Genomic DNA, 26,082 nt, shown 5'->3' with positions numbered 1-26,082 from the left:
TTTTTTCAAATTTCCGAAATAAGAAACCGCATGAAATCAACGTTTGTAAACGAAAGATTTCATGCGGTTTTGTTTATATTAGGATTTTTGCCCAGCCCCGTTTTTTTAATGTGTTTCACCACCAATTATTTTTAAATCTGACTGATTATTATATGCTACAATAGCAGTGATAGCAGCTTGAATGCCTCGGGTAATATCGTCAAGGTTCATGGCTGCAGTGTTTGGTTTATCAACTACTTGTTCCATCATATAAGGAATATGCATGAAGCCAGCTTTAGCATTTGGAAGGTGTTTTTCAACCAAGTAAAGTGCCTGATACATTAAATGATTACAAACAAATGTGCCAGCTGTATTAGAAACAGATGCTGGGAGACCTGCTTTTTGAATGGCTGCAACCATTGCTTTGATGGGCAACGTTGAAAAGTATGCAGGAGCGCCATCTTCACGAATGAGAGTATCAATAGGTTGATTTCCTTTGTTATCAGGAATACGTGCATCGTCTTGGTTAATGGCAACTCGTTCTGGAGTAAGTCCAGTGCGTCCGCCGGCTTGTCCGATACAAAGTACAACATCAGGTTTAAAGTTCTCTAAATGCTTCTTTAGCACCTCAGCTGACTCATGAAAAACTGTTGGAACCTCAACACATTTTATTTCAGCACCGTCAATTGTGCTTGGTAATTGCTTTATTGATTCAAGTGCTGGATTAATGGCTTCACCTCCAAAGGGATCAAAGCCAGTGACTAAAATTTTCATAAAGAACATCCTTTCGACTAGTAAACTAGAATTTAAATACTAGTTAAACGTATCAAAAATATTATTTGAAAGCAAGTAAATACATTAATGCAACATGTATAATAATTAAAATAAATGCAATTGGAGCTTGTTTTTTGATAACGGCATTAGGATCTTTTATCTCCATAAGAGCAACTGGTAGGGCGTTAAAGTTTGCTGCCATGGGCGTTAATAAGGTACCACAGAAACCAGCAGTCATAGCAAGTGCACCAGCTATAATTGGATCTGCACCTAAGGCGAAAACAAATGGGACACCAATTCCAGCAGTGATGACAGTAAAAGCAGCAAAGGCATTTCCCATAATCATGGTAAAGATAACCATACCAAGAACATAAGCTAATACACCAAAGAAACGGCTATCAGTTGGAACAAGCCCTCTTATCATTGTAGCAATAACATCTCCAACACCAGCTGCTGTAAAAATAGCTCCTAAAGCCCCCAATAATTGAGGTAAGATACCACTTGTAGAAACTTGTTGATTCATGCGGTTATTTTCAGCAAGAAGAGCTGATGGTTTTTGTTTTGTAATGATTAAAATGATAACTGTTGCTAGGATGGCAGCAATTCCAATTGCACTTTTACTGAAATCAGGTAAGAATTTAGCAAGTAGTAATGCAACAAGTGCCATTAACATAACAGGTAAGAAAATCCAACTGCCGATTTTACGTGTGCTTTCTTCAGCTTTTTCTTCATCAAATTTTGGCAAGCTTCCAATTCGAACTTGTTTGAGTAAAGTTAAGAGTGCAAGAATAATAACAATAACACCGACAACTTTATTTGGAAGAAAAGCACCACCAACGAAGGTTACTCCAAGAAGACCCCAAAAGAGTGCAGTTCCAATCCGAACAGGATTGGTTTGATCTTTAAAGGCGCAATAAGCTGTATGGAACAATTGTAGCCCAATCAGAATAAAAATAAACTCTAACACATTATTTGCAAATTCAAGCATTATTTGTCACCTTTCTTATGAAACTTTTCTAGTTTTTTCTCAAAGAGATAATTGTAGATGCCGACAATAAATATGGTGATAACTGCAATGATAATAGAAGCAGAAGCAATTTTAGCAGTATTGCCATCATATCCCAATTGATCTAAGGTTCCACCAATAAGCAAGACGCCTCCAGCACCAACAAAGGTATTTTGAGCAAAGAAATTACCAAAATTTTCATTAGCTGCAGCCATAGCTTTGATGTCATCTTTTTGCTTATCAGTCAATTTATCCCCAACTTTTGCAACAGCCGCAGCTTCCCCCATAGGATGAATTAAAGGGCGTACAAATTGTGGGTGTCCACCAAGTCTAATAGAGAAGAAACCAGCTATTTCACGAATAATGAGGTATAAGGTGAAAAATCGTCCAACAGTAAAAGATTGAATCCCTTGAATGAGTTGTGTTGCACGGTGTTTTAATCCAAATGTTTCAGATAAACCAATTAATGGCAAAGTAACGAAGAAAATGGTTAAAACACGTTGGTTAGTAAATTCTTTTCCTAGAATTTCTAAGAAATCTAAAAATGAAATACCTGATACTAATGCAGTGACAAGTCCTGCAATGACTACGGTTGCAATTGTATCAAATTTGAGAATGAATCCCAAAACAATAATGGCAATCCCGATTAATTTAATCCATTCCATATAATGATAGGCTCCTTTTTGTAATATTGAGAATATTATAACACTTGATTTTAAGATTTGTAAAGCCAATTTGACAAGTTAATATATTAATATTTGCCATTTTGACACTAAAAAACGTTAAAAGTAAGAGAAAAAACTTACTTTTAACGTTTTTCTTTAATAATATAAATAGGACGTTTTTTAGTTTCTAAGAAAATTTTAGACATGTATTTGCCAATGATTCCCATACAAAAGAGCTGAATGCCTCCAATAAATAGAATGATTGAGACTGTACTTGCCCATCCGGATACAGGATCTCCAAAGAGCAATTTCCGTATGACAATAAAGATAATAGCAAAAATAGAGAGAACAAAGCTGATTGTACCAGTCCAAGTTGCAATGGTTAAAGGCATTTCTGAAAAATTGATAAAACCATCTATTGAATAGTGAATCAAATCCCAGAATGTCCAAGAACTTTTTCCGTGTTGTCTCTCACGATTGTCATAACTAATATAAGTGGTTTCATATCCAACCCAAGAAAAAATACCTTTTGAAAATCGGTTGACCTCTCCTAACTCTAAGATACTGTCAACAACTTGACGCGTCATTAATCGAAAGTCTCTAACTCCATCCAGAATTGGTGTCTTGGACATGCGATTGATCAAACTGTAAAAAAGCTTAGAGCAAAAAGATCGCACAAGGGGTTCCCCTTTTCGGCTGATTCGTCTTGTCCCGACAACATCATAACCCTCTAAAATCTTTGCATACATTAAAGGTAGTAAATCAGGAGGATCCTGCAAATCAACATCCATAACAGTGATGAAATCACCTTTAGCCTCTTCTAGCCCTGCTAATAGCCCAGCTTCTTTGCCGAAATTTCTGGAAAAAGAAAGGTAGTGTAGGTTACCAAAACGGCTACTAAGCTCACGCAAAATAGAAAGCGTATTATCTGTTGAACCATCGTCAATGAAAATATATTCAAATGCCAATTGTGAAACCATAGCATTTTCTAAAAGGCGCATTTCATCCAAATAGGGATAAATGGTTTCTTCCTCGTTATAACATGGAACAATAATTGATAATAATGCCATATGAGTCCTTTCACAAACGGTTGCTTATGAGTCAAATTGTATCATAAATCATCATTTTTTTAAAAGGAAAGGCTAAATAGACTATCAGAAAAGCAAAAGAGACCCATTTGAGCCTCTTGTTTTAGATTATTTGACGCTTAAATCAATGACTTCAATCTTGTAGCCATCTGGGTCTTGAATGAAATAATAACGAGCAGATTTGTCTGTTAGCCCCTTAATGTCAGTGACGGGATAGCCAGCAGCTTTATGAGCTTGGTAACAGTTTTGGAAATCATCACTACCAATGGCAATATGACCATATCCATTCCCTAAATCATAGGCTTCATGATCATAGTTATAGGTTAACTCTAATTCATAGTCCTCTCCTTCTAGAGCAAGATATACCAGAGTAAATTTGCTATCTGGGAAATCACGACGACGCGTTTCTTTAAAAGGAAAAGCTTGGGTATAAAATGCAATAGAAGCTTCTAAATCTTTAACGCGAATACAAGTGTGTAATGCTTTCATTGGTTTCTCCTTATGTGACAGTTGTAATGACCTCATGTCGAGGTTTACGATTTTGTGGGTGTTTAGGATCTCTAAGCCGGTAACCTAAAGATAACATTGAGGCGATGCCTTCTTTTTCAGGAGTGATGAGTCCGTGTTGGGTCAAAATAGCATTTACCTTAGCGTAATCAAACCCTTCAATTGGACAGGAATCAACTCCAATTAGGGCTGCGGTTGACATCATATTTGCTAAAGCGATATAGGTTTGTTTTGCTGTCCAATCAAAAAGTGCTCGTGGATTGTCTGCCATATCCATGTCGTTTTTTTGAAAGCTAGCGTAGGTGTTTAGGCGGCTATCAATATCTTCTTGACGGCTCAAACCTCTTCTTAAGAGACTTTCTTTCATAGACGGGCTATCGTAACGGGCATTTTTTTCAGCTAATAATAAAATAAAGTGACTGGCTGTTTCAAGCTGGTATTTTGCTCCCCATGCATGTTCTTTAATCTGAGATTTAATGGCTTCATTTTCTAACACAATAAAACGCCAGCCCTCTAATCCCACAGAAGAAGGGCTTCGCCAAGCAGCATCTAAAATGAGATCTAAATCTTCTTGAGGTATTTTTTGATCATTGTAAACTCGAATAGCTGTTCGAAAAGTCATAGTTTGTCTGAGGTGATTTCTAATATCGTCCATACCTATCCTCCTAAATTTCTGTCTTTATGATAGCACAAAGACAGAAACATCTCAAAAATATGGTACGGTGCTATTAAGAATTTCGAAAATTCTTCAAATTCAAAAAGCGAGTTATTGACAACGCTTACATTTAAAGGTATAATACCCTTAGTTTTCGATAATTATCACATTAACATTAAAGGAGAACGTATGTTAGAGACATTGTTAATTATGTCATCGCTCATCTTATTCTCACTCTTTATTTTTGTTATTATCAGAGGACATTTTGTCCTTAGAGAAAATACAGGACAATGCTACAGTATTCATTTTAGGCATTTAACAAAACCAATTGATTTAAGTCAAAATGGTCGTCTAATGGAAACCATTACTATTATTTCTGATAATAAAGAAAACGGGTGTTACTCTGTTCAATCTTACTTAAGTGATATTAAGCTAAAGGAGCTTTTGATGGCAGAATATCAATTGACCCTTAATCAGGTGATTGTCCAAAGTCAGCAACTATCTCCTTTGGCAACATTGTCATTAACATAGAAGCAGTAGCCCTTAGGTTATTGTTTTTTTTTTTTGCTAATTGCTATTTCTATAAAGGTGCTTTTAGGATTTTTTTGTTTTTCAAGAAAAAGAAAAGATTGAAGAAAAAGATCCCAAATGGAGTTTTTCTTCAATCTGGAAACAGTGCGGTGGATTGTTTTTTTACCCTTCAAAATACTGTAATTCTTTTGGTGTTTTGGTAAAGACTTGAAAACCACTTGCTGTGACATGTCCACAATCTTCAATACGTACACCAACTTTCCCAGGGATATAAATGCCAGGTTCCACTGAGAAACACATGCCTTCTTCAATAATCATGTCATTGCCAGCCATAATTGAAGGATATTCATGAACATCCATACCTAGACCATGCCCTAAGCGATGATTAAAGTATTGGCCATAACCTGCTTTTTCAATGACTTTGCGTGCTGCGGCATCAACTTCAGAAGCAGTAACCCCAGGTTTGATAAATTCTTGAGCTGTTAATTGGGCTTCTAAGCAGATTTCATAGATGTCTCGTTTAAATTGGTCTGGTTTACCAACAGCTACGGTTCTAGTCATATCACTTGTGTAACCTAGTGTTTCAACTCCTAAATCAAAGAGTAAAAGGGCATTATTTTCAATAGGGTTTGTACCCGGAATCCCATGTGGATCTGCAGCGTTATTACCTGTCAACACCATTGTGTCAAAGCTCATTTTACTGATACCTTGTTTTTTCATTTGGAATTCAATTTGTGCAATGATATCTGTTTCAGTAGCTTGAAGTGAAATAGCATCAAAACCAACTCTTACAGCCTTATCAGCAAAGTCTCCTGCAATCATCATCTTTTGGATTTCATCAGCAGACTTGATTAATCGCATTCTTTGGATTGTTGGTGTTAAATTTTCAAAGTGACCTGTGAAAACAGTTTGTAATCCTTGAAATTTTGTGATGTTTAAATGGTCGAATTCAGCATAGATTTTTTTAGCAGTGGTGCTTGGTAGACAAGCAGCTAATTTTTCCCATGGATTTTCAGAATCCATATATCCAATAACTTGGAAAGAAACGGATTTTTCAGCGCGAGCTATTTCCAAAGCTGGTACAAAAATCACGGGTTGCTTGTCTTGATAAACAAATAAAAAGAGTTGGCGTTCATGTGGGTCACAGGCAAAACCCGTTAGGTAATCAATGGTAACAGGATCTGAAAAGATGGCTAGTGCTGCTTGCTTTTGAGTGAGGAATTGACGGATTGTATCTAATTTTGTCATGGGCTACCTTCTTTCTGACTCTATTTTTTCAAAAATTACCCAAAAAATCAAGTCAAAGTAAATTTTTTGAAAAAGTTTTCAATAATTTGACTCTTATGACTTGAAAGTGGTTACAAATCATGCTAAAATATTTTTTGAAAGCGTAATTTTCAAATGAAAGGAAGATAAAGTATGAACACAGATGATACAATTACGATATATGATGTTGCTCGTGAAGCAGGTGTTTCAATGGCAACAGTCAGCCGTGTTGTAAATGGTAATAAAAACGTTAAGGAAAATACCCGTAAGAAAGTTTTAGAAGTTATCGACCGTTTAGACTACCGCCCAAATGCTGTAGCTAGAGGTCTAGCAAGTAAAAAAACAACAACAGTTGGTGTGGTTATTCCTAACATTGCTAATGCTTATTTTTCAATTTTGGCTAAAGGAATTGATGATATTGCAGCAATGTACAAATATAATATTGTTCTGGCATCTAGTGATGAGGATGATGATAAGGAAGTTAACGTTGTTAACACTTTGTTTGCAAAACAAGTTGATGGCATCATTTTTATGGGGCATCATTTAACAGAAAAAATCCGTGCAGAGTTTTCTCGTTCACGGACACCTATTGTTCTTGCTGGAACAGTTGATTTAGAACATCAATTACCAAGTGTTAATATTGATTACAAGGCGGCAGTTTCTGAAATTGTTGATATTTTGGCTGAAAACCATCAAAAAATTGCTTTTGTTTCAGGACCGCTTATTGATGATATTAATGGAAAAGTAAGACTTTCAGGTTATAAAGAAGGCCTTAAAAAGAATAAATTAAGTTACAAAGAAGGCCTTGTTTTTGAAGCGAAATACTCATACAGAGACGGTTTTGACTTGGCACAACGTGTGATTAATTCAGGAGCAACTGCTGCCTATGTTGGAGAAGATGAATTAGCAGCAGGTTTGTTAAATGGTCTTTTTGCAGCAGGTAAAAGTGTTCCAGAAGATTTTGAGATTTTCACAAGTAATGATTCACCTGTTGTTGAATACACAAGCCCTAACTTAAGCTCAATCAGCCAACCAGTTTATGACTTAGGTGCTGTAAGTATGCGTATGTTAACAAAAATCATGAACAAAGAAGAACTTGAAGAAAAAGAAATCCTGTTAAATCATGGCATTAAACGCCGTGGCACAACAAAATAAAGTCTACCTGTTAAGGTAGATTTTTTTGACCGTCAAAACTTAGCTTAGGAGTGTTTAGCAATCAGCCTTTGGGCTGATTTTTGAATTCACCTAGTGAAAAATACTGTAAAATAAGCTATAATAGAGAAATGAAAGTCTTACTATATTTAGAAGCTGAAAAACAATTAAAAAAATCAGGAATTGGTCGTGCTATTACACATCAGATGCGTGCATTGGATATAGCAGGTCAAAGCTACACAAGAAATCCTAATGATGACTATGATTTGGTTCATATCAATTCATATGGACCCATGAGTTGGCATATCATGAAAAAGGCTCAAAAACAAGGAAAAAAAGTCATTATGCATGGGCATTCAACAGAGGAAGACTTTAGAAATTCTTTTGTTTTTTCCAATCTTTTGTCTCCTCTTTTTAAGCGCCATCTTTGCCGTTTTTATCAACAGGCTGATGCTATTATTACACCAACGCCTTATTCAAAATCCTTAATTGAAAATTATGGGATTACAAAGCCTGTTTATGCTATTTCAAACGGTATTGACTTGAAACAGTATGGTGCAAAGCTTGATAAGCAAGCGGCTTTTCGTGATTATTTTAATATTAAAGAGGGTGAAAAAGTTGTCATGGGTGCAGGCCTATTCTTTCTTCGTAAAGGTATTGATGACTTTATTAAAGTTGCCGAAGCTATGCCAGATGTTCGTTTTATTTGGTTTGGGGAAACCAACAAGTGGATGATTCCACAAGATGTTCGTCAGTTAGTTAGCAAAAATCACCCTAAAAATGTTATTTTTCCAGGTTACATTAAAGGGCCGGTTTATGAAGGAGCAATGACAGGAAGTGATGCTTTCTTTTTTCCAAGTCGTGAAGAAACAGAAGGTATTGTTGTCTTAGAAGCTTTAGCAAGTCGCCAACATATTGTGCTCAGAGATATTCCTGTTTATTCTGGTTGGCTAAATCAAGAGAGTGCTAATTTGGCAGATGATGTTCCTGGATTTGTCAAAGCCCTTAATGATATTTTTGATGGAGAGAGCAATAAAATAGAGGCAGGTTATCGGGTTGCACAAAAAAATAGCCTGGAAAATATCGCTTCAGAATTAGTGGCTACTTATCAAAAAGTAATGGAGTTATAACATGCGAGTTGGACTATTTACAGACACTTATTTCCCACAAGTATCAGGTGTCGCAACTAGTATTCGTACCCTAAAAAAAGAACTTGAAAAAGAAGGTCATGAGGTTTACATTTTTACAACTACAGATAAAAATGTCAAACGCTTTGAAGATCCAACCATCATTCGTCTGCCAAGTGTTCCCTTTGTTTCTTTTACAGACCGTCGTGTGGTCTATCGTGGTCTCATTTCTTCTTATAAAATTGCAAAGCAGTATAATCTTGACATTATTCATACGCAAACGGAATTTAGTCTTGGCTTATTGGGAAAAATGGTGGGCAAAGCCTTAAGAATACCAGTCGTACATACCTATCACACGCAATACGAGGACTATGTTTCATACATTGCAAATGGCAAATTAATTCGCCCTAGTATGATTAAGCCGATTTTACGTGGCTATCTCAAGGATTTAGACGGCGTTGTTTGTCCAAGTAGAATTGTTTTAAATCTGTTGGATGGCTATGAGGTTAAAATTCCAAAACGGGTGATTCCAACGGGAATTGCTTTGGAAAATTATATTAGAGATGACTTTTCAAAAGAAGCAGTTGCACAACTGAAAACCGATTTAGGAATTGCTGAAAATGAAACCTTTTTATTAAGTTTGTCTCGTGTGTCTTTTGAAAAAAATATCCAAGCTATCTTAAAACACTTACCGGAAGTTTTGGCTGAGAATCCCTTCGTTAAGTTGGTTGTTGTTGGAGATGGCCCTTATTTAGCTGATTTAAAAGCACTAGCACATGAGTTAGCAATCACTTCAAACGTTATTTTTACGGGTATGATTGCCCATGAAAAAGTGGCCTATTACTACAAGGCCTGTGATTTCTTTATTAGTGCATCAACAAGTGAGACACAGGGATTGACTTATATTGAGAGTTTGGCAAGTGGTAAACCTATTATTGCTCAAAGTAATCCATACCTAGACGATTTGATTACAGACAGAATGTTTGGAACCTTATATAGCAGAGAAGATGAACTTGCAGATGCCATCATTGATGCTATTATAGAAACACCTGAGATGCAGTTGGATGTTTTAGAACAAAAACGCCATGAGATTTCTGCCCAACACTTTGGTAGTTCTATTTATAGGTTTTACTTAGATACTTTAATTAGTAAAAATACTAAAGAGGATCGAAAACTATCACTTTATGTTAGTGGTACTGAGAAACGAGAACCTTTAAAATTGGTTCAAACAGCAACGACTTTGCCAAAACGTGCAGCTAAAGCGACTGCTCAGACTTCTGTCAAAGTGGTTAAGGCACCATTGAAAATGGTAAATGCAATCAAAGATTTTCTAGATTATTAGGCAATACTGGTAAAGGTTTAGGGCCATTAATTATAAAAAATAGTTTGTAGCACCTAGAGGTAGAGCGGTCTGATTAATTTTACAGTAAAATCACTTGAATTATTTTTGATTATTGCTATAATAAAACAGAAGACATGTTAGATTAGAAACATCTTTTGAAGCGAGTGCTGGTTGGTGAAAAGAGCACAGGATGACTAATGTAATACTCCTTCCACTGATTTTATGCAAACATAAAAGGGTGGTTCCCTTATAACCAATCAGAGGTTTATGGCTTTTTTTGTCATAGACAAATGAAGGTGGAACCACGTTGCGACGTCCTTTTTGGGATGTCGCTTTTTATTTTTATAAGAATCGGTGAGAAGTAACCAAACAAAGGAGATTAGGATGATTAAAATTACTTTTCCAGATGGTGCAGTACGTGAGTTTGAATCTGGTGTAACAACTTTCGATATTGCACAATCAATTAGCAATTCACTTGCCAAAAAAGCTTTGGCTGGAAAATTCAATGGTCAATTGATTGACACAAACAGAGCAATTGAAGAAGATGGTAGTATTGAAATTGTTACCCCAGACCATGAAGATGCTTTTGATGTTTTGCGTCACTCAGCAGCGCATTTATTTGCACAAGCTGCAAAACGTCTTTTCCCAGATATTCACTTAGGAGTAGGACCAGCTATTGCTGAAGGCTTCTATTACGATACTGATAACGCAGCTGGGCAGATTTCAAATGAAGATCTTCCACGCATTGAAGCTGAAATGCAAAAAATTGTGAAAGAAAACCACCCATGTATTCGTGAGGAAGTGTCAAAAGAAGAAGCACTTGAAATCTTTAAAGACGATCCTTATAAGGTTGAACTCATTAGTGAACATGCAGATGCCGGGTTAACGATTTACCGTCAAGGCGAGTTTGTAGACTTGTGTCGTGGGCCACATGTGCCATCAACAGGACGCATCCAAGTCTTCCATCTTCTTAATGTTGCTGGAGCATACTGGCGTGGTAATAGCGATAATGCGATGATGCAACGTGTTTATGGAACTGCTTGGTTTGATAAAAAAGACCTTAAAGCATACCTTCAACGCATTGAAGAAGCGAAAGAGCGTGATCACCGTAAACTTGGTAAAGAACTTGACCTCTTTATGATTAGTCAAGAAGTTGGTCAAGGACTTCCTTTCTGGCTACCTGACGGTGCAACTATTCGTCGTACCTTAGAACGCTATATTACGGATAAAGAATTAGCTTCAGGTTATCAACATGTTTACACACCACCTCTTGCATCTGTAGATCTTTACAAAACATCTGGTCACTGGGAGCATTACCAAGATGACATGTTCCCAACAATGGATATGGGAGATGGAGAAGAATTTGTTCTTCGTCCGATGAACTGTCCTCACCATATTCAGGTTTATAAAAACCACGTGCATTCTTACCGTGAGTTACCTATTCGTATTGCTGAGCTTGGTATGATGCACCGCTATGAAAAATCAGGTGCTTTATCAGGTCTCCAACGTGTGCGTGAAATGACTCTCAATGACGGGCATCTATTTGTCACACCAGAGCAGATTCAAGAAGAATTCCAACGTGCTCTTCAATTAATTATTGATGTTTATGCAGACTTTAATTTGACAGATTACCGTTTCCGTCTATCATATCGTGATCCTGAAGATAAGGAAAAATATTATGATAATGATGAGATGTGGGAAAATGCACAAAGCATGTTAAAAGCCGCTCTTGATGAGATGGAAGTAGACTACTTTGAAGCTGAAGGCGAAGCAGCCTTTTATGGTCCTAAACTAGATATTCAAGTTAAAACTGCTCTTGGCAATGAAGAAACCTTGTCAACGATTCAGTTAGATTTCTTGTTACCAGAACGTTTTGACCTTAAATATATTGGGGCTGACGGAGAAGAGCATCGTCCTGTGATGATTCACCGCGGTGTTATCTCAACTATGGAACGTTTTACAGCTATTTTGATTGAAACTTATAAAGGGGCTTTCCCAATTTGGTTGGCACCACATCAAGTAACGGTTATTCCAATTTCAAATGAAGCCCATATCGACTACGCTTGGGAAGTGGCAAAAGCCCTTCGTGACCGTGGCGTGCGTGCTGATGTGGATGATCGTAATGAAAAAATGCAGTATAAAATCCGCGCTTCTCAAACAAGTAAAATCCCTTACCAATTAATTGTTGGTGATAAGGAGATGGAAGATAAATCTGTTAACGTTCGTCGCTATGGAAGCAAAGCGACACATACAGAAAGTTTACCAGAGTTTGTTGATACCATTTTAGCTGATATTGCACGTAAATCACGACCAGACGCTGAATAAAATAATTATTGTTTAAAGGAGCCTATAGAGGCTTCTTTTTAGTTTATGTGACTTTTAGTCCGTTTCACTCCGAAGGTGTGAAACAAAAAACCACCCGCTATGCGGGTGTGCATCAAAGGTTATACCCAAAAGACTCCTAACGCGGTCCAATATAGGTGTTCAAGCCAATTGTAAAGCGAAAGGAGTCGAAATATGGCACAGAAGGCACATAGCTTATCACACACAAAGTGGATGTGTAAATATCACATTGTGTTCACCCCTAAGTATAGACGAAAAATAATCTATAATCAATACAGAAGTAGTCTCGGTGAGATTTTTCAGAGACTGTGTAGCTATAAAGGTGTAGAAATAATTGAAGGTCATTTGATGCCAGACCATGTCCACATGTTGGTAAGTATTCCCCCAAGAATTAGTGTTTCAAGTTTTATGGGATATTTAAAAGGAAAAAGCGCACTCATGATGTTTGATAAACACGCCAATCTCAAATATAAGTTTGGTAATCGACATTTTTGGGCTGAAGGTTATTATGTAAGTACAGTTGGATTGAATGAAGCCACAATAAAAAAATACATACAAGATCAAGAGAAACATGATATAGCAGTGGATAAATTAAGTGTAAAAGAATATGAAGATCCCTTTAGGGATAGTGGCAAGTAATACAAAGGCCTCTTTGAGAGGCAAGTGACGAGTCAAGAGCAATAAGGCTTGAACAAAGTGAAAGCCAGCGCCTTTAGACGCTGGCTTGTATTCTGGGCTTATAGCCCTTGTTCAAACCACCCGTTAGACGGGTGGTTATGATTAGTTTAAGCAAGCGATTGCACCGTTTATTTTGTTATGTTATAATAAAGCGCTAACAAAATAATCAGCAAAAAAGAAAATGTGATAAGCTGATGACATTTTGGAAAGAGTTAAGGAAATGAGGAATAAGACAGATGGCAATGATTGAAGTGTCTCATCTTCAAAAGAATTTTATTAAAACCCTTAAGGAACCGGGGTTAGCGGGAGCGTTCAGGTCCTTTATGAGACCACAAAAAGAAACCTTTGAAGCAGTTAAAGACCTTTCATTTGAAGTACCTGAAGGGCAAATATTAGGATTCATTGGTGCAAATGGTGCTGGAAAATCAACAACCATTAAAATGTTAACTGGTATTTTAAAACCAAGCTCTGGATTTTGTAGAATTAATGGTAAAATCCCTCAGGAAAATCGCCAAGACTATGTAAAGGATATTGGTGTTGTCTTTGGTCAAAGAACACAGTTGTGGTGGGATTTAGCTTTACAAGAGACATATACGGTTTTAAAAGAAATCTATGATGTGCCTGATAAGGCTTTTCAAAAGCGAATGGATTTCTTGAATGAGGTTTTAGATTTAGGAGATTTTATTAAAGACCCTGTTCGAACCTTATCTCTTGGTCAACGCATGAGAGCAGATATTGCGGCTTCTTTGTTACATAACCCTAAGGTGCTTTTTTTAGATGAACCGACGATTGGTTTAGATGTATCTGTTAAAGATAATATTCGCAAAGCTATCACTCATATTAACCAAGAAGAAAATACCACAATTTTATTAACCACACATGATTTGAGTGATATTGAGCAACTTTGTAATCGTATTTTTATGATTGATAAGGGTCAAGAACTTTTTGACGGTACTGTCTCTGAGCTTAAGGCGAAATTTGGAAAAATGAAAAGTTTGGCCTTTGAATTGGCACCAGGTCAAGAAAATCGTCAGTCACATTTTGCTAGCTTACAAAATATCAAAGTTTTCCGTAAAGACTTACAGTTAGAAATTCAATATGACAGTTCTTATTACCATACAGCAGATATCATTCAAAAGACAATGGCTGAATTTGTGGTTAGAGATTTAAAAATGACTGATGTGGATATTGAGGATATTATTCGTCGTTTTTACCGAAAGGAGTTGTAAGATGTTTAGTTTTTGGAAACGTTACAAGCCTTTTATTAGTGCTGGCATTCAAGAATTAATAACTTATCGGGTTAACTTCTTTTTATATCGCATTGGTGATGTTATGGGGGCTTTTGTCGCTTTTTACCTTTGGAAAGCGGTCTTTGAATCTTCCCACCAAGCCCTGATTGAGGGCTTTACTTTAGCCGATGTGACTCTTTATATTATCATGAGTTTTGTGACCAATTTACTGACAAAATCAGATAGTTCTTTCATGATAGGAGAAGAAGTTAAAGATGGCTCTATTATCATGAGGCTTTTGCGTCCCGTTCACTTTGCGACTTCCTATCTTTTTATGGAGATTGGATTTAGGTGGATTGTCTTTTTGAGTGTTGGGCTACCATTTTTAGTACTTATTGTTATAATGAAACTTTTTGCTGGACAATCACTATTCGTGCTTCTTATGACACTCTTTTCTTATTTAATCAGTCTAGTCCTAGCATTTTTGATTAATTTTTACTTTAATATTTGTTTTGGTTTTACAGCATTTGTTTTTAAAAACCTTTGGGGGTCAAACTTATTGAAAAATTCTTTGGTAGCCTTTATGTCAGGCAGTTTGATTCCACTCGTTTTTTTCCCTAAAGTAATTGCAGCTATTTTAGGCTTTTTACCATTTTCATCTTTAATTTATACACCTGTCATGATAGTTATTGGAAAATATCAAGGTTCAGAACTGCTTGTGGCTTTACTTACTCAAGTTTTTTGGTTATTAGTAATGATAGCTTTATCTCAAGTAATTTGGAAAAAGGTGCAATCACACATTACTATTCAAGGAGGTTAAGATGAGAAAATACCAACATATGCATGCTATTTTTATCAAACAATACCTCAAGCAAATTATGGAATATAAGGTTGATTTTTTTGTAGGGGTTCTAGGTGTTTTTTTAACGCAAGGGCTAAATCTTTTGTTTTTGAAAGTTCTTTTTCAGCACATTCCATCCTTAGAAGGTTGGAAATTCCAAGAAATTGCTTTTATCTATGGCTTTTCTTTAATTCCTAAAGGTATAGATCATCTTTTTTTTGATAACCTTTGGGCTTTGGGTCAAAGACTTGTTCGAAAGGGTGATTTTGATAAATTGAATCGGTTACACTAAACTAGACAGAATTTATAAAGTGTTCTACACTAAAGAAAATAGGAGAATATGATGTCTAGAAAAATACGTCGCCACTTCACTGATGACTTTAAGCAACAAATCGTTGACCTTCACCATGCAGGGATGAAACGAAGTGAGCTTATCAAAGAATATGAGTTAACCCCATCAACCTTCGATAAGTGGGTTCGTCAGGCAAAAACAACTGGGTCATTTAAAACGATTGATAATCTGACAGATGAACAGCGTGAACTGATTGAACTCCGAAAACGCAATAAAGAACTCGAAATGCAGCTAGATATCCTAAAGCAAGCGGCAGTGATTATGGCACGAAAAGAGAAGTAATCACTGCTAATAAGGATAAATATAGCATTTCAGCTATGTGTCGTTGGTTGAACATTCCTCGTTCTAGCTATTACTACAAGACTGTTAAACCAGTCTCTGAAGCGGAACTTGAAGAAAATATCAAAGCTATTTTTCTCGAAAGTAAGGCCAGATACGGTGCTAGGAAAATCAAGAAATGTTTGGAAAATGAAGGTATCCAGCGGTCTCGTCGTCGGATTCGTCGCATCATGCACAGACTCAACTTAGTATCTGTTTATCAGAAAGCAGTCTTCAAGCCACATTCAAAAGGTAAGAATGAGGTAGCTATTCCTAATCACTTAGCCAGACAATTTCATCAAGAAAAGCCTCTAAAAGCTTTAGTGACAGACTTAACCTACGTTCGTGTCGGTAATGGCTGGGCTTATGTTTGTTTCATTATGGACCTCTACAACCGTGAAATCATTGGCTTATCGGTTGGTTGGCACAAGACAGCAGAGCTGGTGAAACAAGCGATTCAGAGTATTCCTTACGCTCTGACCAAGGTCAAGATATTCCATTCGGACAGAGGAAAAGAGTTCGACAATGCCTTGATAGATGATGTGCTTACAGCCTTTGATATCAAACGCTCACTTAGTCAAGCAGGTTGTCCTTACGACAATGCCGTAGCTGAGAGCACCTATCGCGCTTTCAAAATAGAATTTGTCCACCAGGAAACTTTCCAGACGCTAGAAGAATTGGCCCTTAAAACCAAGGACTATGTCCACTGGTGGAATCACCACCGCATTCATGGTAGTCTAAACTATCAGACGCCCATGACCAAAAGATTAACGGTCTAATAAAAACACTTTATAAATCTTGTACAGAAAACTGTTGCCTTTTCAAAATATTTAACTAGACCAATTAGTCCACTCTTTCATGTTTTGGTTGAGACCTTTCAAGTAGATGCTTTGGGTGAATTACTTGTAGGTATCTTCTTATTGTCTACAAGTTTTTCAAGTATAGACTGGTCATTGACAAAGATGATGCTTTTTATTGTCTCCATCCCATTTGCAACACTGATTTACACTTCTTTAAAAATTGCAACAGCAAGTATTGCCTTTTGGACAAAGCAATCTGGCGCTGTGACTTATATCTTTTACATGTTTAATGATTTCGCCAAATACCCAATGTCAATCTATAATCACTTTTTACGCTGGTTAATTAGCTTTATTATTCCCTTTGCCTTTACGGCCTATTACCCAGCAAGTTATTTTTTAAAAGGAGAAAATGCGGCATTTAATGTCGGGGGCTTATGCCTAGTCTCTCTATTGTTCATAGGTATAGCCTTGCAGTTGTGGAAAAAAGGCTTAGATGCTTATGAAAGTGCTGGATCATAACATGTCTCAAATAGCCGAAAATAGGTATTCAGTTATTTTTAAAGGGGAAAGCAGTTAGACTTATGAGCAAATTTTGTAAATAAAGCAAACAAGTAGTTGTATAAGTTTATTACGAATTAAATGTAATATTAGTCGCTATCTATTTTTATTTGAAGCAAGCTCTAGTGCTTGCTTTTTATAGTCCCTCTAAAGTTAATCATAATTTAATAATTCTAATCACATTAATGTGGTAGTATATATACTAAAATGTAAGAGTTGCAAGGAGAAAATAATGTCGGAAATAGATTTATTTAGTTTAGGAGAAGTATTTAAAGAAGTTAGAGGTTATTGTTTTGAAAATAAATAAGATTGTTCATAAGTATTCTAATTTTGAGTTGGATATCAGCCAAATGGAAATAGCAGATAATCAAATTGTGGGTTTGATTGGTAGTAATGGTGCTGGTAAAACGACATTGATGAACGTGTTGTCACGCTTTTTAGTAGCAAGTGATGCTTTTGATGTTAGTGGTTTAAATGAGGACAAAATACTTTACATATCATCTGATCTTGTTCCATTTGATTATATGTCGGTTGAAGAATTTGTCAACATCATTTTAAAGTATTCAAAATCAGAAAAAAAGTGTTCTACAATTTTAGACGAATTGCAACTTCAAGAAAAAAGGAATACTCAAATCAGTGATTTATCTCAAGGAATGACAAAAAAATTGTCAATGGTTAATATTTTTATCAATGATTATGATTTAATTATTTTAGATGAACCATTTAATAGGATACTGTCAATAATTTTGTGTAAACACAAGAGTAGAGTTTTTGAATATTAGTCAAATAAGCTATCAAGTGTGTCAAAACATACTCCGAATCCTTTATGAATACGAGCTCCGAACTTAATGTTATAGTCTTCGAAAATACTTACAAGGCATCGTTCTAAGGCTTCTTCATTTGGAAAAACCACCCTCTTCTTGCTTTGTCGCTTGATTTCTTTATTGAGTGATTCAATCAAGTTTGTAGAGTAAATACTAGACCAAATGTGATGTGGAAATTGATAGAAAGTTAGGAGATTTTCAGTTGTTTCAAGTGATGTCATAACCTTTTTGTAACGAGGTTTCCACTCAGAAACAAATTGTTCCAATAATTTAATAGCCTCCTGTAAATTTGTGGCACGATAAATCTGCTTGAACTGATTTAGAATAGGTGCCCTATCTACTCGTTTGACCTTACTGGAGATATTGCGACCAATGTGAACCAGACACCGTTGCTGTTTAGCCATTGGATAGGCTTGTTGGATGATTTGATCCACACCGTTAAGCCCGTCTGTAACAACTAGAGAAACTTGCTTAAGTCCTTGATTTTGTAGCCTCTTAAGAAGATCTGACCAAGAGACATTATTTTCATTAGGGGCAATCTCATAGCCAAGAACTGATTTATACCCTTCAGGCGTGATACCAAGTGCAATGTGAATACATTCTTTACTGACCGTACCTCGTCGCAAGGGTAAGTAAGTTCCGTCTAGATACAAGACTGAGTAGTTAGTTTGAAAGGAACGCTCATGAAAGGCAGTGACACTTTCTTGAGTCACTTTTGTGATATTTGACACCGTTGCTGGACTGTAGTGGTGACCATACATGCGCTCAATAATGTCACTGATTTCGCGTGTCGTAACGCCAGTTTGATAGAGTTTAATCACCATCTCTTCCAAGTGGTCATCTCGTCTAGCATAAGATGGTAATAAAACTGGTGAAAACTCGCCGTTTCGATCTCTTGGAATGATTAAATTGACTAAGCCATACTTCGTTTCAAACTGTCGAGAGTAGGTCCCATTACGGCTATTACCTGTATTGTAACCTTCTTTTTTATATGGCTCATATCCAAGGAAAGCTGATAGTTCAACCTGCAAGAGATCATTCATAGCTATTTCTAAAGAGGATCGAAAGAATTCATCAATATCTTGTTTTTGCGCTAGGAAGTTAAGTAATTCTGTGGTAAACTGAGTCATGGGAATAAATCTCTTTCTAGTGAAGTGTCGTAACTCTACTATACAGGATTTATTCCTTTTTTGTGTTTACACAAGATATTTTACACTACCTTTAATAGTATTGATGTTAATTATATCTTTCAATTAAAACGTCTACTACTTAAGTTAAAGAAAACAACAACAATAATAATATCCTCACACATACTTGATACTCTTGAGGTTAAGTCAAGTTTTTAGAGTAACAAACGTAGAATTTTAATCTATTTATTTTAAGCACTTACCTTTTCAAATTGATTAGGTGTAAGATACCCTAAACTTTGATGGATTCGTTTTGAATTATAAAAGGCTTCGATGTACCAGAAAATACTCTGATAGGCTTCTTCAAAGTTCTTATATTTAAATTGATACACCCACTCTCTTTTTAAATGTCCATGCCAAGATTCAAGACTGGCATTATGATAAGGGTATCCCCTTCGACTGAAAGAGTGAGTCATCCCATAATACTTAAGCAACTCTTCATACTCTAGACTCGTATACTGGCTTCCTTGGTCAGAATGAAGAATAACAGCTTCTGGATAGTCTTGTGATTTAATGGCCTTATTTAAAGTTCTTTGCACTAATTCTACAGTCATTCGCTTGCCCAAATCCCAAGCAATGACTTTTTTAGTATAACGATCCATAATGGTTGAGAGATAAGCCCATCCTTGTTGAGTAGGAATATAAGTAATGTCGGTTGACCAAACCTTATTTTTCTTTGTAGGTTCAGTCTGTATGAGATTTTTTCGATTGATGTGATCACTTAGTGAGTATCCAGGCTTAAATTTCTTAATGACTACAGACTTGAGTTGAAGTTGCTTCATTAGCTTCTGTACCAGTTTTAACCCGACTTTTTCCCCTTGTTTAAATAGAAGATGATGAATTTTAGGAGCACCATAGATTCCTCGGTTAGCATTGAAGAGTTGAGAAATTTTGAGTGACAGGTATTGTCTCCTTAATTGAGTTTTAGATGGATGTCGGTTAATCCGTTCATAATAACTTGATTCAGGAACATCAAGGAGTTGACAGCTTAGTCTGACATTGAGTGCTAAAGTTTGTATGGTTTGAGCCATATCCGCAGCACTCACTTCTTTTTCTCGGCGAATATGGTCAATACTTTTTTTAAGATGTCTCGTTCTTCCTTAACTTTAGCCAGTTGTCTTTTTAATTCTAGAAAATCAGCTTTAGAGACGGAGCTTTCATTAGATTTAGAGTAGAGGTCTATCCATTTATAAATTGTTGCAGGGGCCACGTCGTATTCTTTAGACAGCTGGGTGACGGATTGACCAGAATGATAGAAGGCGATAAGGGTTTCTTTAAATTCTTTTGAGTAGCGTTTTTTCATGTTTTTGTCCTTTGTCTAAATTATACAATAGTGACTCTAAGATTTAAGGATAACATCATCTTAATGATATTTGCGATGAATATATCTATCTTAAAGATGGAAAAGTTGCTAAACATATGAAAAATACCGGAAAGATAGATGAATTGGAGCGTGAATTAATTGATTAATATTTTTTTGATAGAAATTGCCTTATTAAGAAAAAAATTTCATATTTATGGATTATTTAACATTATCAGTTTATTTTTCATTCTTGGATTGATACTAGTAGGTATAGTTTTAAACTGAGATTCTATGCCTTACACTCTAGCATACTATTTAGTAGCATCTTCCTTCCAATGATAATATTATTTGGGTTTTTAGATAATGACATGTTCAACTATATCGTCTTATATAGTGTTATAATAACATCGTTTTATTTTGCAAATTATTTGGTAGTGTAAAATATCTTGTGTAAACACAAAAAAGGAATAAATCCTGTATAGTAGAGTTACGACACTTCACTAGAAAGAGATTTATTCCCATGACTCAGTTTACCACAGAATTACTTAACTTCCTAGCGCAAAAACAAGATATTGATGAATTCTTTCGATCCTCTTTAGAAATAGCTATGAATGATCTCTTGCAGGTTGAACTATCAGCTTTCCTTGGATATGAGCCATATAAAAAAGAAGGTTACAATACAGGTAATAGCCGTAATGGGACCTACTCTCGACAGTTTGAAACGAAGTATGGCTTAGTCAATTTAATCATTCCAAGAGATCGAAACGGCGAGTTTTCACCAGTTTTATTACCATCTTATGCTAGACGAGATGACCACTTGGAAGAGATGGTGATTAAACTCTATCAAACTGGCGTTACGACACGCGAAATCAGTGACATTATTGAGCGCATGTATGGTCACCACTACAGTCCAGCAACGGTGTCAAATATCACAAAAGTGACTCAAGAAAGTGTCACTGCCTTTCATGAGCGTTCCTTTCAAACTAACTACTCAGTCTTGTATCTAGACGGAACTTACTTACCCTTGCGACGAGGTACGGTCAGTAAAGAATGTATTCACATTGCACTTGGTATCACGCCTGAAGGGTATAAATCAGTTCTTGGCTATGAGATTGCCCCTAATGAAAATAATGTCTCTTGGTCAGATCTTCTTAAGAGGCTACAAAATCAAGGACTTAAGCAAGTTTCTCTAGTTGTTACAGACGGGCTTAACGGTGTGGATCAAATCATCCAACAAGCCTATCCAATGGCTAAACAGCAACGGTGTCTGGTTCACATTGGTCGCAATATCTCCAGTAAGGTCAAACGAGTAGATAGGGCACCTATTCTAAATCAGTTCAAGCAGATTTATCGTGCCACAAATTTACAGGAGGCTATTAAATTATTGGAACAATTTGTTTCTGAGTGGAAACCTCGTTACAAAAAGGTTATGACATCACTTGAAACAACTGAAAATCTCCTAACTTTCTATCAATTTCCACATCACATTTGGTCTAGTATTTACTCTACAAACTTGATTGAATCACTCAATAAAGAAATCAAGCGACAAAGCAAGAAGAGGGTGGTTTTTCCAAATGAAGAAGCCTTAGAACGATGCCTTGTAAGTATTTTCGAAGACTATAACATTAAGTTCGGAGCTCGTATTCATAAAGGATTCGGAGTATGTTTTGACACACTTGATAGCTTATTTGACTAATATTCAAAAACTCTACTCTTGTGTTTACACAAAATTATTGACAGTATCAATTATTTTGTAAAATTATCAGTTGAAAAGGAAATGAAGGGTAATATTGTCTCTAAACGTGATATTTTTAAAGCTTTCGCACTAACCATATTACTTATTTTCACAGTCTATTATATTATTGGGAAATTATTGTAACTAAAAGGAAGTCTCGTTATGAGACTTCCTTTTAGTTACCAAGCAAATGCATTGGTTGGAGCTTTAAGGCTTTCAAGCCAAGTGTCATTTTTTATACGACATAGTGTTACTGAAATGCCCGTCATATCAAGGCTTGTCATGTATTTCCCGTTTTTAACGAAGTCAACTGTAAGTCCTTCAAGTTCTAACAATTGGTTGATGTCATTGAGGAAAATAGCTTGTTCCAAGTCAGTTGCTGTGCCTAAATTATTAACTAAAACAATAAAGTGTTCGCCTTCTTGCCAGCGAAATTTCATTTTTAATTTGTTGATAACTTCGATAGCTAACTGCTCAGATGAATGAAAAGGCACGGTTCGATAACCTTCTTCACCATGAATTCCAATACCATAGGAAATATGACTTTCTTCTAATTCAAAGAGTGGTAGTGCCGCATTAGGAAGTCTGGCTGATTTTGTAGCAAAGCCAATGGTAGCAATCTCTGTTGCCAACTGAAAAGCTGTTCGTTCAAGTTCTTCTATACTGGCACCATTATTGGATAATTGTCCTAAAATTTTATGTAAAAAAATAGTTCCAGCCAGTCCTCGATGTCGCATTTGGAAATTACGTTTAGGTTCTACTGAAATATCATCGTGGGAGATGATATATTTGATTAAAATTCCTTCTTGACGGGCCATATGTATAGCTTGACTAAATTCGCGTATGTCTGCCTCGAAGTTTTTAATGATAACAAAAACTCCTTTTCCCTTATTAAGAAACCTTAGAGCTTTTAAAATGTCCTGAGAACTAGGAGGAGTAAAGATGTCGCCATAAATTGCTGCAGTTAACATACCCTCACCGACAAAACCAGCATGGGCAGGTTCGTGACCAGATCCTCCGCCAGATAATATTGGCACTTTATTCGGATTAAAAGCCTTGTTATAAATGAGTGGGATTCCTTCTAAGTGAGCCAAATGGGGGTGGGCTGTTAGTAAGCCTTGATAATAATTATCAATCATATCTAATTTTTGGTTGATGATAGTAACCATATTTATTCCTCGTTGCTTCTAATACTTGTTAAAATAATCGTTTTAATATAGGACATTTGAGGCTGATAATCGTTAATAGTAACAAAAGATTTAATGATATCAGCCAATGCTTTGGCATGATAGCTTTTTAAAAATGTCCGGTAATGACTATCAATGCTAATAGTCATTTTTTCTTCATATTCAGAAATGATTTTCTCCATTAAAATGTTGCAGTAATCACCAAAATAGGAATAAAAATCATTTTGGCCTTTGATATCAAATAATTGTGCATAAAAGGAGCGGTTTTGGCTGAAATAAAAGACTAATTCATCTAAGAGTTGAAAACCTGAAATGTAGTTGAGGTTATTGGTGACCTGTTCTTGCAATTCGGTTTCAAAAATCCAGTCTAATAATTCATATTTGTCCAGGAAGTGGTTGTAGAAAGTCTGTCTTCTAATTTGGGCATAGTCCATTATATCAACCACAGATATTTTATCAAAAGGCTTGACTTCTAATTGTTTTTTGAAGGCCTTGGCAATTCTTTTTTTAGTGATTAATGATTTTGCCATTAATGCTTCCTTTCCCAATGATTTTACTTGTTTCTATTATACTGTAACAAAGCGAAATGGAAAAGAAAATGGACACATTTTGAAATTTGTCCCTTACAAATTTTAAGAATCTGTTCTAAAATGAAAGCGTAAACAAAAATTGGAGGAAACACAAATGAAAAAAATTATGAATGAGGCAACTCAAATTGTTGATGACATGCTAGAAGGTTTAGCATTTATGCACTCTGATTTAGTTGAAAGACTAGATGGCTTTGATGTTATCGTACGTAAAGCCGAAAAAACTGGTAAAGTTGGCTTGATTTCTGGAGGTGGTTCAGGTCATGAACCATCACATGCTGGTTTTGTTGGAAAAGGGATGTTGTCAGCAGCTATTTGTGGAGCTGTCTTCACATCACCAACACCTGATCAAATTTTAGAAGCTATTAAAGCTGCTGATGAAGGTGCCGGTGTCTTCATGGTTATAAAAAACTACTCAGGTGACATTATGAACTTTGAGATGGCACAAGAGTTAGCTGAAATGGAAGGTATTGAAGTAGCAAGTGTTGTTGTTGATGATGATATTGCTGTTGAAAATAGTCTATACACACAAGGTCGCCGTGGGGTTGCAGGAACTATTTTGGTTCATAAAATTTTAGGACAAGCTGCTGACGAAGGAAAATCACTTTCTGATATTAAAGCATTAGCTGATAAATTAGTGCCAAATATTAAAACAATTGGTCTAGCTCTATCAGGTGCAACTGTACCAGAAGTTGGTAAACCAGGTTTTGTTCTAGAAGATGACGAATTTGAATATGGTGTTGGTATTCATGGTGAACCAGGCTATAAAAAAGAAAAAATGCAAGCTTCAAAAGTACTTGCTGATGAGCTAGTGACCAAATTAGCTGATAGCTTCCAAATGGCTGAGGGAGAAAAATATGCCTTGCTAATCAATGGTTTAGGAAGTACTCCATTGATGGAACAATATGTTTTTGCTAATGATGTCGCAAAACTTTTGGCTGAAAAAGGTGTTGATGTTTCTTACAAGAAAATTGGTAACTTCATGACCTCAATTGATATGGCTGGTTTGTCAGTGACATTATTGAAACTAGAAGAAGAATCATGGCGTGATGCCCTTGATGCAGCTGTTGTAACAGCAGCTTGGTAAGGAGGACTTATGGACGTTACAAAAACACTCAAATGGATTAGTCTCTTTAATGATAAAATTGTCGCAAATAAAGATTACCTCAGTGAACTAGATACACCAATTGGTGATGGAGATCATGGTGGTAATATGGCTCGTGGCATGGCAGCAGTAATGGCTGGCATTGAAGGTAAGGAGTTTTCAGACTCAAGTGAAATCTTAAAAATTGTAGCCATGCAATTATTGAGCAAGGTTGGAGGAGCTTCTGGTCCTCTTTATGGCTCTGCATTTATGGGAATGGCTAAAGCAGATGTCGATGCAAGCCCTGCTCAATTACTTAGCGCAGGTCTTGACATGATAAAAAAACGTGGGAAGGCTGTGCTAGGAGAAAAGACAATGGTTGATGTCTGGGAGCCTATGATTGCAAAACTTGAAGAAGGTGATGTTACTAGTGATGACGTTATGTCTTTAGCTCTTGCGACAAAAGATATTGTAGCAACTAAGGGACGTGCTTCTTATGTTGGAGAACGCTCTGTTGGTCATATCGATCCAGGTTCATACTCATCTGCTTTACTCTTTTCAGCCATGATTGAAGCGGGGGTGAAATAATGTCAGAGACAGGAATTATTATTGTTTCACATGCAAAACACTTAGCTCAAGGCTTAGTTGATTTGATTTCAGAAGTCGCTAAAGACGTCTCTATCACTTATGTTGGTAGTTTAGAAGACGGAAGTATTGGAACAAGTTTTGAACGTGTTGAGGCTATTGTCTCAGAAAATCCTAAGGAAGATTTATTGGCCTTTTATGACCTTGGCTCTGCACGTATGAATCTTGAGATGGTTCAAGATTTTTCAGAAAAAGCCATCACGATTGTAAATGTCCCATTTGTAGAAGGGACCTATACTGCTGCTGCTTTAATACAGGCTGGACTTGAAAAAGACGCTGTTCTGGAGCAATTAAAAGAGTTAGAAATTAAAAAATAAGG

General features: G+C 36.2%; 25 protein-coding genes and 2 pseudogenes. 16 read left to right on the top strand and 11 right to left on the bottom strand.

The window, feature by feature from the left end:
* Positions 1–105: 105 nt before the first annotated feature.
* The 6 genes from pcp to Q9317_RS07180 all read right to left on the bottom strand — a co-directional run bounded on the left by pcp (position 106) and on the right by Q9317_RS07180 (position 4,674).
* On the bottom strand, positions 106–753 hold the full coding sequence (gene pcp, locus Q9317_RS07205) for a pyroglutamyl-peptidase I (protein ID WP_003101396.1): 648 nt from the start codon (positions 751–753) through the stop codon (positions 106–108).
* A 61-nt stretch (positions 754–814) separates the two neighbouring features.
* Positions 815–1,741 (bottom strand): DUF979 domain-containing protein, encoded by a 927-nt coding sequence (locus tag Q9317_RS07200; RefSeq protein WP_003101395.1) that lies wholly within the window; start codon positions 1,739–1,741, stop codon positions 815–817.
* Entirely contained in the window at positions 1,741–2,424 is a 684-nt protein-coding gene (locus Q9317_RS07195) for a DUF969 domain-containing protein (protein ID WP_003101394.1), read from the bottom strand. Before Q9317_RS07195 ends, Q9317_RS07200 begins: the two co-directional genes overlap by 1 nt.
* Positions 2,425–2,567: 143 nt before the next feature.
* Complete coding sequence (locus tag Q9317_RS07190; RefSeq protein WP_003101392.1) at positions 2,568–3,494, bottom strand: glycosyltransferase family 2 protein; 927 nt, start codon at positions 3,492–3,494, stop codon at positions 2,568–2,570.
* Between the two features lie 126 nt (positions 3,495–3,620).
* Positions 3,621–4,001 carry a lactoylglutathione lyase gene (gene gloA, locus Q9317_RS07185; protein ID WP_003101389.1) on the bottom strand — a complete coding sequence of 127 codons (381 nt, stop codon included), beginning with the start codon at positions 3,999–4,001 and terminating at the stop codon, positions 3,621–3,623.
* A gap of 10 nt (positions 4,002–4,011) precedes the next feature.
* A complete protein-coding gene (locus Q9317_RS07180) occupies positions 4,012–4,674 on the bottom strand; it encodes an NAD(P)H-dependent oxidoreductase (protein WP_003101387.1) in 663 nt (220 codons plus the stop codon).
* 189 nt (positions 4,675–4,863) lie between these two features.
* Between Q9317_RS07180 and Q9317_RS07175 the strand changes: the two genes are divergently transcribed.
* The gene (locus Q9317_RS07175; protein WP_003101385.1) at positions 4,864–5,205 is read left to right on the top strand and encodes a hypothetical protein; all 342 of its coding nucleotides are present in this window, start codon (positions 4,864–4,866) and stop codon (positions 5,203–5,205) included.
* A 162-nt stretch (positions 5,206–5,367) separates the two neighbouring features.
* Here Q9317_RS07175 and Q9317_RS07170 read toward each other — a convergent pair whose 3' ends face one another.
* Positions 5,368–6,453 (bottom strand): M24 family metallopeptidase, encoded by a 1,086-nt coding sequence (locus tag Q9317_RS07170; protein WP_003101382.1) that lies wholly within the window; start codon positions 6,451–6,453, stop codon positions 5,368–5,370.
* Positions 6,454–6,624: 171 nt separating this feature from the next.
* On the opposite strand from Q9317_RS07170, the gene ccpA reads away from it, so the two are divergent.
* The 11 genes and pseudogenes from ccpA to Q9317_RS07115 all read left to right on the top strand — a co-directional run bounded on the left by ccpA (position 6,625) and on the right by Q9317_RS07115 (position 17,993).
* Positions 6,625–7,626: a catabolite control protein A gene (gene ccpA / locus Q9317_RS07165; RefSeq protein ID WP_003101380.1), complete on the top strand. Its 1,002-nt coding sequence runs from the start codon at positions 6,625–6,627 to the stop codon at positions 7,624–7,626.
* Between the two features lie 128 nt (positions 7,627–7,754).
* Complete coding sequence (locus tag Q9317_RS07160; protein ID WP_305981537.1) at positions 7,755–8,753, top strand: LTA glycolipid anchor biosynthesis glycosyltransferase, IagA/BgsA family; 999 nt, start codon at positions 7,755–7,757, stop codon at positions 8,751–8,753.
* Position 8,754: 1 nt separating this feature from the next.
* Complete coding sequence (locus Q9317_RS07155) at positions 8,755–10,092, top strand: glycosyltransferase family 4 protein (protein WP_003101376.1); 1,338 nt, start codon at positions 8,755–8,757, stop codon at positions 10,090–10,092.
* A gap of 384 nt (positions 10,093–10,476) precedes the next feature.
* The gene (gene thrS, locus Q9317_RS07150) at positions 10,477–12,417 is read left to right on the top strand and encodes a threonine--tRNA ligase (RefSeq protein WP_003101371.1); all 1,941 of its coding nucleotides are present in this window, start codon (positions 10,477–10,479) and stop codon (positions 12,415–12,417) included.
* Between the two features lie 192 nt (positions 12,418–12,609).
* Positions 12,610–13,074, top strand: coding sequence for an IS200/IS605 family transposase (gene tnpA, locus Q9317_RS07145; RefSeq protein ID WP_003101370.1), 465 nt, complete (start codon positions 12,610–12,612; stop codon positions 13,072–13,074).
* 275 nt (positions 13,075–13,349) lie between these two features.
* The gene (locus Q9317_RS07140; protein WP_003101369.1) at positions 13,350–14,342 is read left to right on the top strand and encodes an ABC transporter ATP-binding protein; all 993 of its coding nucleotides are present in this window, start codon (positions 13,350–13,352) and stop codon (positions 14,340–14,342) included.
* Position 14,343: 1 nt separating this feature from the next.
* Positions 14,344–15,162 (top strand): ABC transporter permease, encoded by an 819-nt coding sequence (locus Q9317_RS07135; protein WP_003101368.1) that lies wholly within the window; start codon positions 14,344–14,346, stop codon positions 15,160–15,162.
* Between the two features lies 1 nt (position 15,163).
* A pseudogene (locus tag Q9317_RS07130) lies at positions 15,164–15,457 on the top strand (ABC-2 family transporter protein); the annotation flags it as partial.
* Positions 15,458–15,526: 69 nt separating this feature from the next.
* A protein-coding gene (locus Q9317_RS07125; RefSeq protein ID WP_089180041.1) for an IS3 family transposase occupies positions 15,527–16,632 on the top strand; the annotation gives its coding sequence in 2 pieces (ribosomal slippage) (positions 15,527–15,803 and positions 15,803–16,632; 1,107 coding nt in all).
* A 39-nt stretch (positions 16,633–16,671) separates the two neighbouring features.
* Positions 16,672–17,172: pseudogene (locus Q9317_RS07120) on the top strand (ABC transporter permease); the annotation flags it as partial.
* 332 nt (positions 17,173–17,504) lie between these two features.
* Positions 17,505–17,993: an ATP-binding cassette domain-containing protein gene (locus tag Q9317_RS07115; RefSeq protein ID WP_183121195.1), complete on the top strand. Its 489-nt coding sequence runs from the start codon at positions 17,505–17,507 to the stop codon at positions 17,991–17,993.
* Here the strand turns inward: Q9317_RS07115 and Q9317_RS07110 are convergent.
* A complete protein-coding gene (locus Q9317_RS07110; RefSeq protein WP_003099060.1) occupies positions 17,990–19,165 on the bottom strand; it encodes an IS256 family transposase in 1,176 nt (391 codons plus the stop codon). The genes Q9317_RS07115 and Q9317_RS07110 overlap by 4 nt on opposite strands.
* A 248-nt stretch (positions 19,166–19,413) precedes the next feature.
* Positions 19,414–20,525 (bottom strand): IS3-like element IS981 family transposase gene (locus Q9317_RS07105; protein ID WP_089180045.1). Its coding sequence is split into 2 segments (ribosomal slippage): positions 19,414–20,309 and positions 20,309–20,525, totalling 1,113 coding nucleotides; the frame shifts between segments, so codons are not numbered across the junction.
* 520 nt (positions 20,526–21,045) lie between these two features.
* Between Q9317_RS07105 and Q9317_RS07100 the strand changes: the two genes are divergently transcribed.
* Positions 21,046–22,221, top strand: a complete 1,176-nt coding sequence (locus Q9317_RS07100) for an IS256 family transposase (RefSeq protein ID WP_003099060.1) — start codon at positions 21,046–21,048, stop codon at positions 22,219–22,221.
* Positions 22,222–22,439: 218 nt separating this feature from the next.
* On the opposite strand, the gene dhaQ is transcribed toward Q9317_RS07100, so the two are convergent.
* Both dhaQ and dhaS read right to left on the bottom strand, forming a co-directional pair.
* Positions 22,440–23,429: a DhaKLM operon coactivator DhaQ gene (dhaQ, locus tag Q9317_RS07095; protein WP_003101364.1), complete on the bottom strand. Its 990-nt coding sequence runs from the start codon at positions 23,427–23,429 to the stop codon at positions 22,440–22,442.
* 2 nt (positions 23,430–23,431) lie between these two features.
* Entirely contained in the window at positions 23,432–23,977 is a 546-nt protein-coding gene (gene dhaS, locus Q9317_RS07090; protein ID WP_003101362.1) for a dihydroxyacetone kinase transcriptional activator DhaS, read from the bottom strand.
* Positions 23,978–24,131: 154 nt separating this feature from the next.
* On the opposite strand from dhaS, the gene dhaK reads away from it, so the two are divergent.
* From dhaK to dhaM, 3 genes are read left to right on the top strand one after another with little or no spacing between them, the layout of a single operon-like run.
* A complete protein-coding gene (dhaK, locus tag Q9317_RS07085) occupies positions 24,132–25,121 on the top strand; it encodes a dihydroxyacetone kinase subunit DhaK (RefSeq protein WP_003101359.1) in 990 nt (329 codons plus the stop codon).
* A gap of 9 nt (positions 25,122–25,130) precedes the next feature.
* Positions 25,131–25,706, top strand: a complete 576-nt coding sequence (gene dhaL / locus Q9317_RS07080) for a dihydroxyacetone kinase subunit DhaL (RefSeq protein ID WP_003101356.1) — start codon at positions 25,131–25,133, stop codon at positions 25,704–25,706.
* Positions 25,706–26,080 carry a dihydroxyacetone kinase phosphoryl donor subunit DhaM gene (gene dhaM, locus Q9317_RS07075; RefSeq protein WP_003101354.1) on the top strand — a complete coding sequence of 125 codons (375 nt, stop codon included), beginning with the start codon at positions 25,706–25,708 and terminating at the stop codon, positions 26,078–26,080. The genes dhaL and dhaM overlap by 1 nt, the downstream gene beginning before the upstream one ends.
* Positions 26,081–26,082: the final 2 nt, after the last annotated feature.

This window comes from Streptococcus iniae, assembly GCF_030732225.1.
Lineage (GTDB): Bacteria > Bacillota > Bacilli > Lactobacillales > Streptococcaceae > Streptococcus > Streptococcus iniae.
Note: the sequence above shows the minus strand (reverse complement) of the source record. Positions and strands in the feature narration are given on the sequence as shown.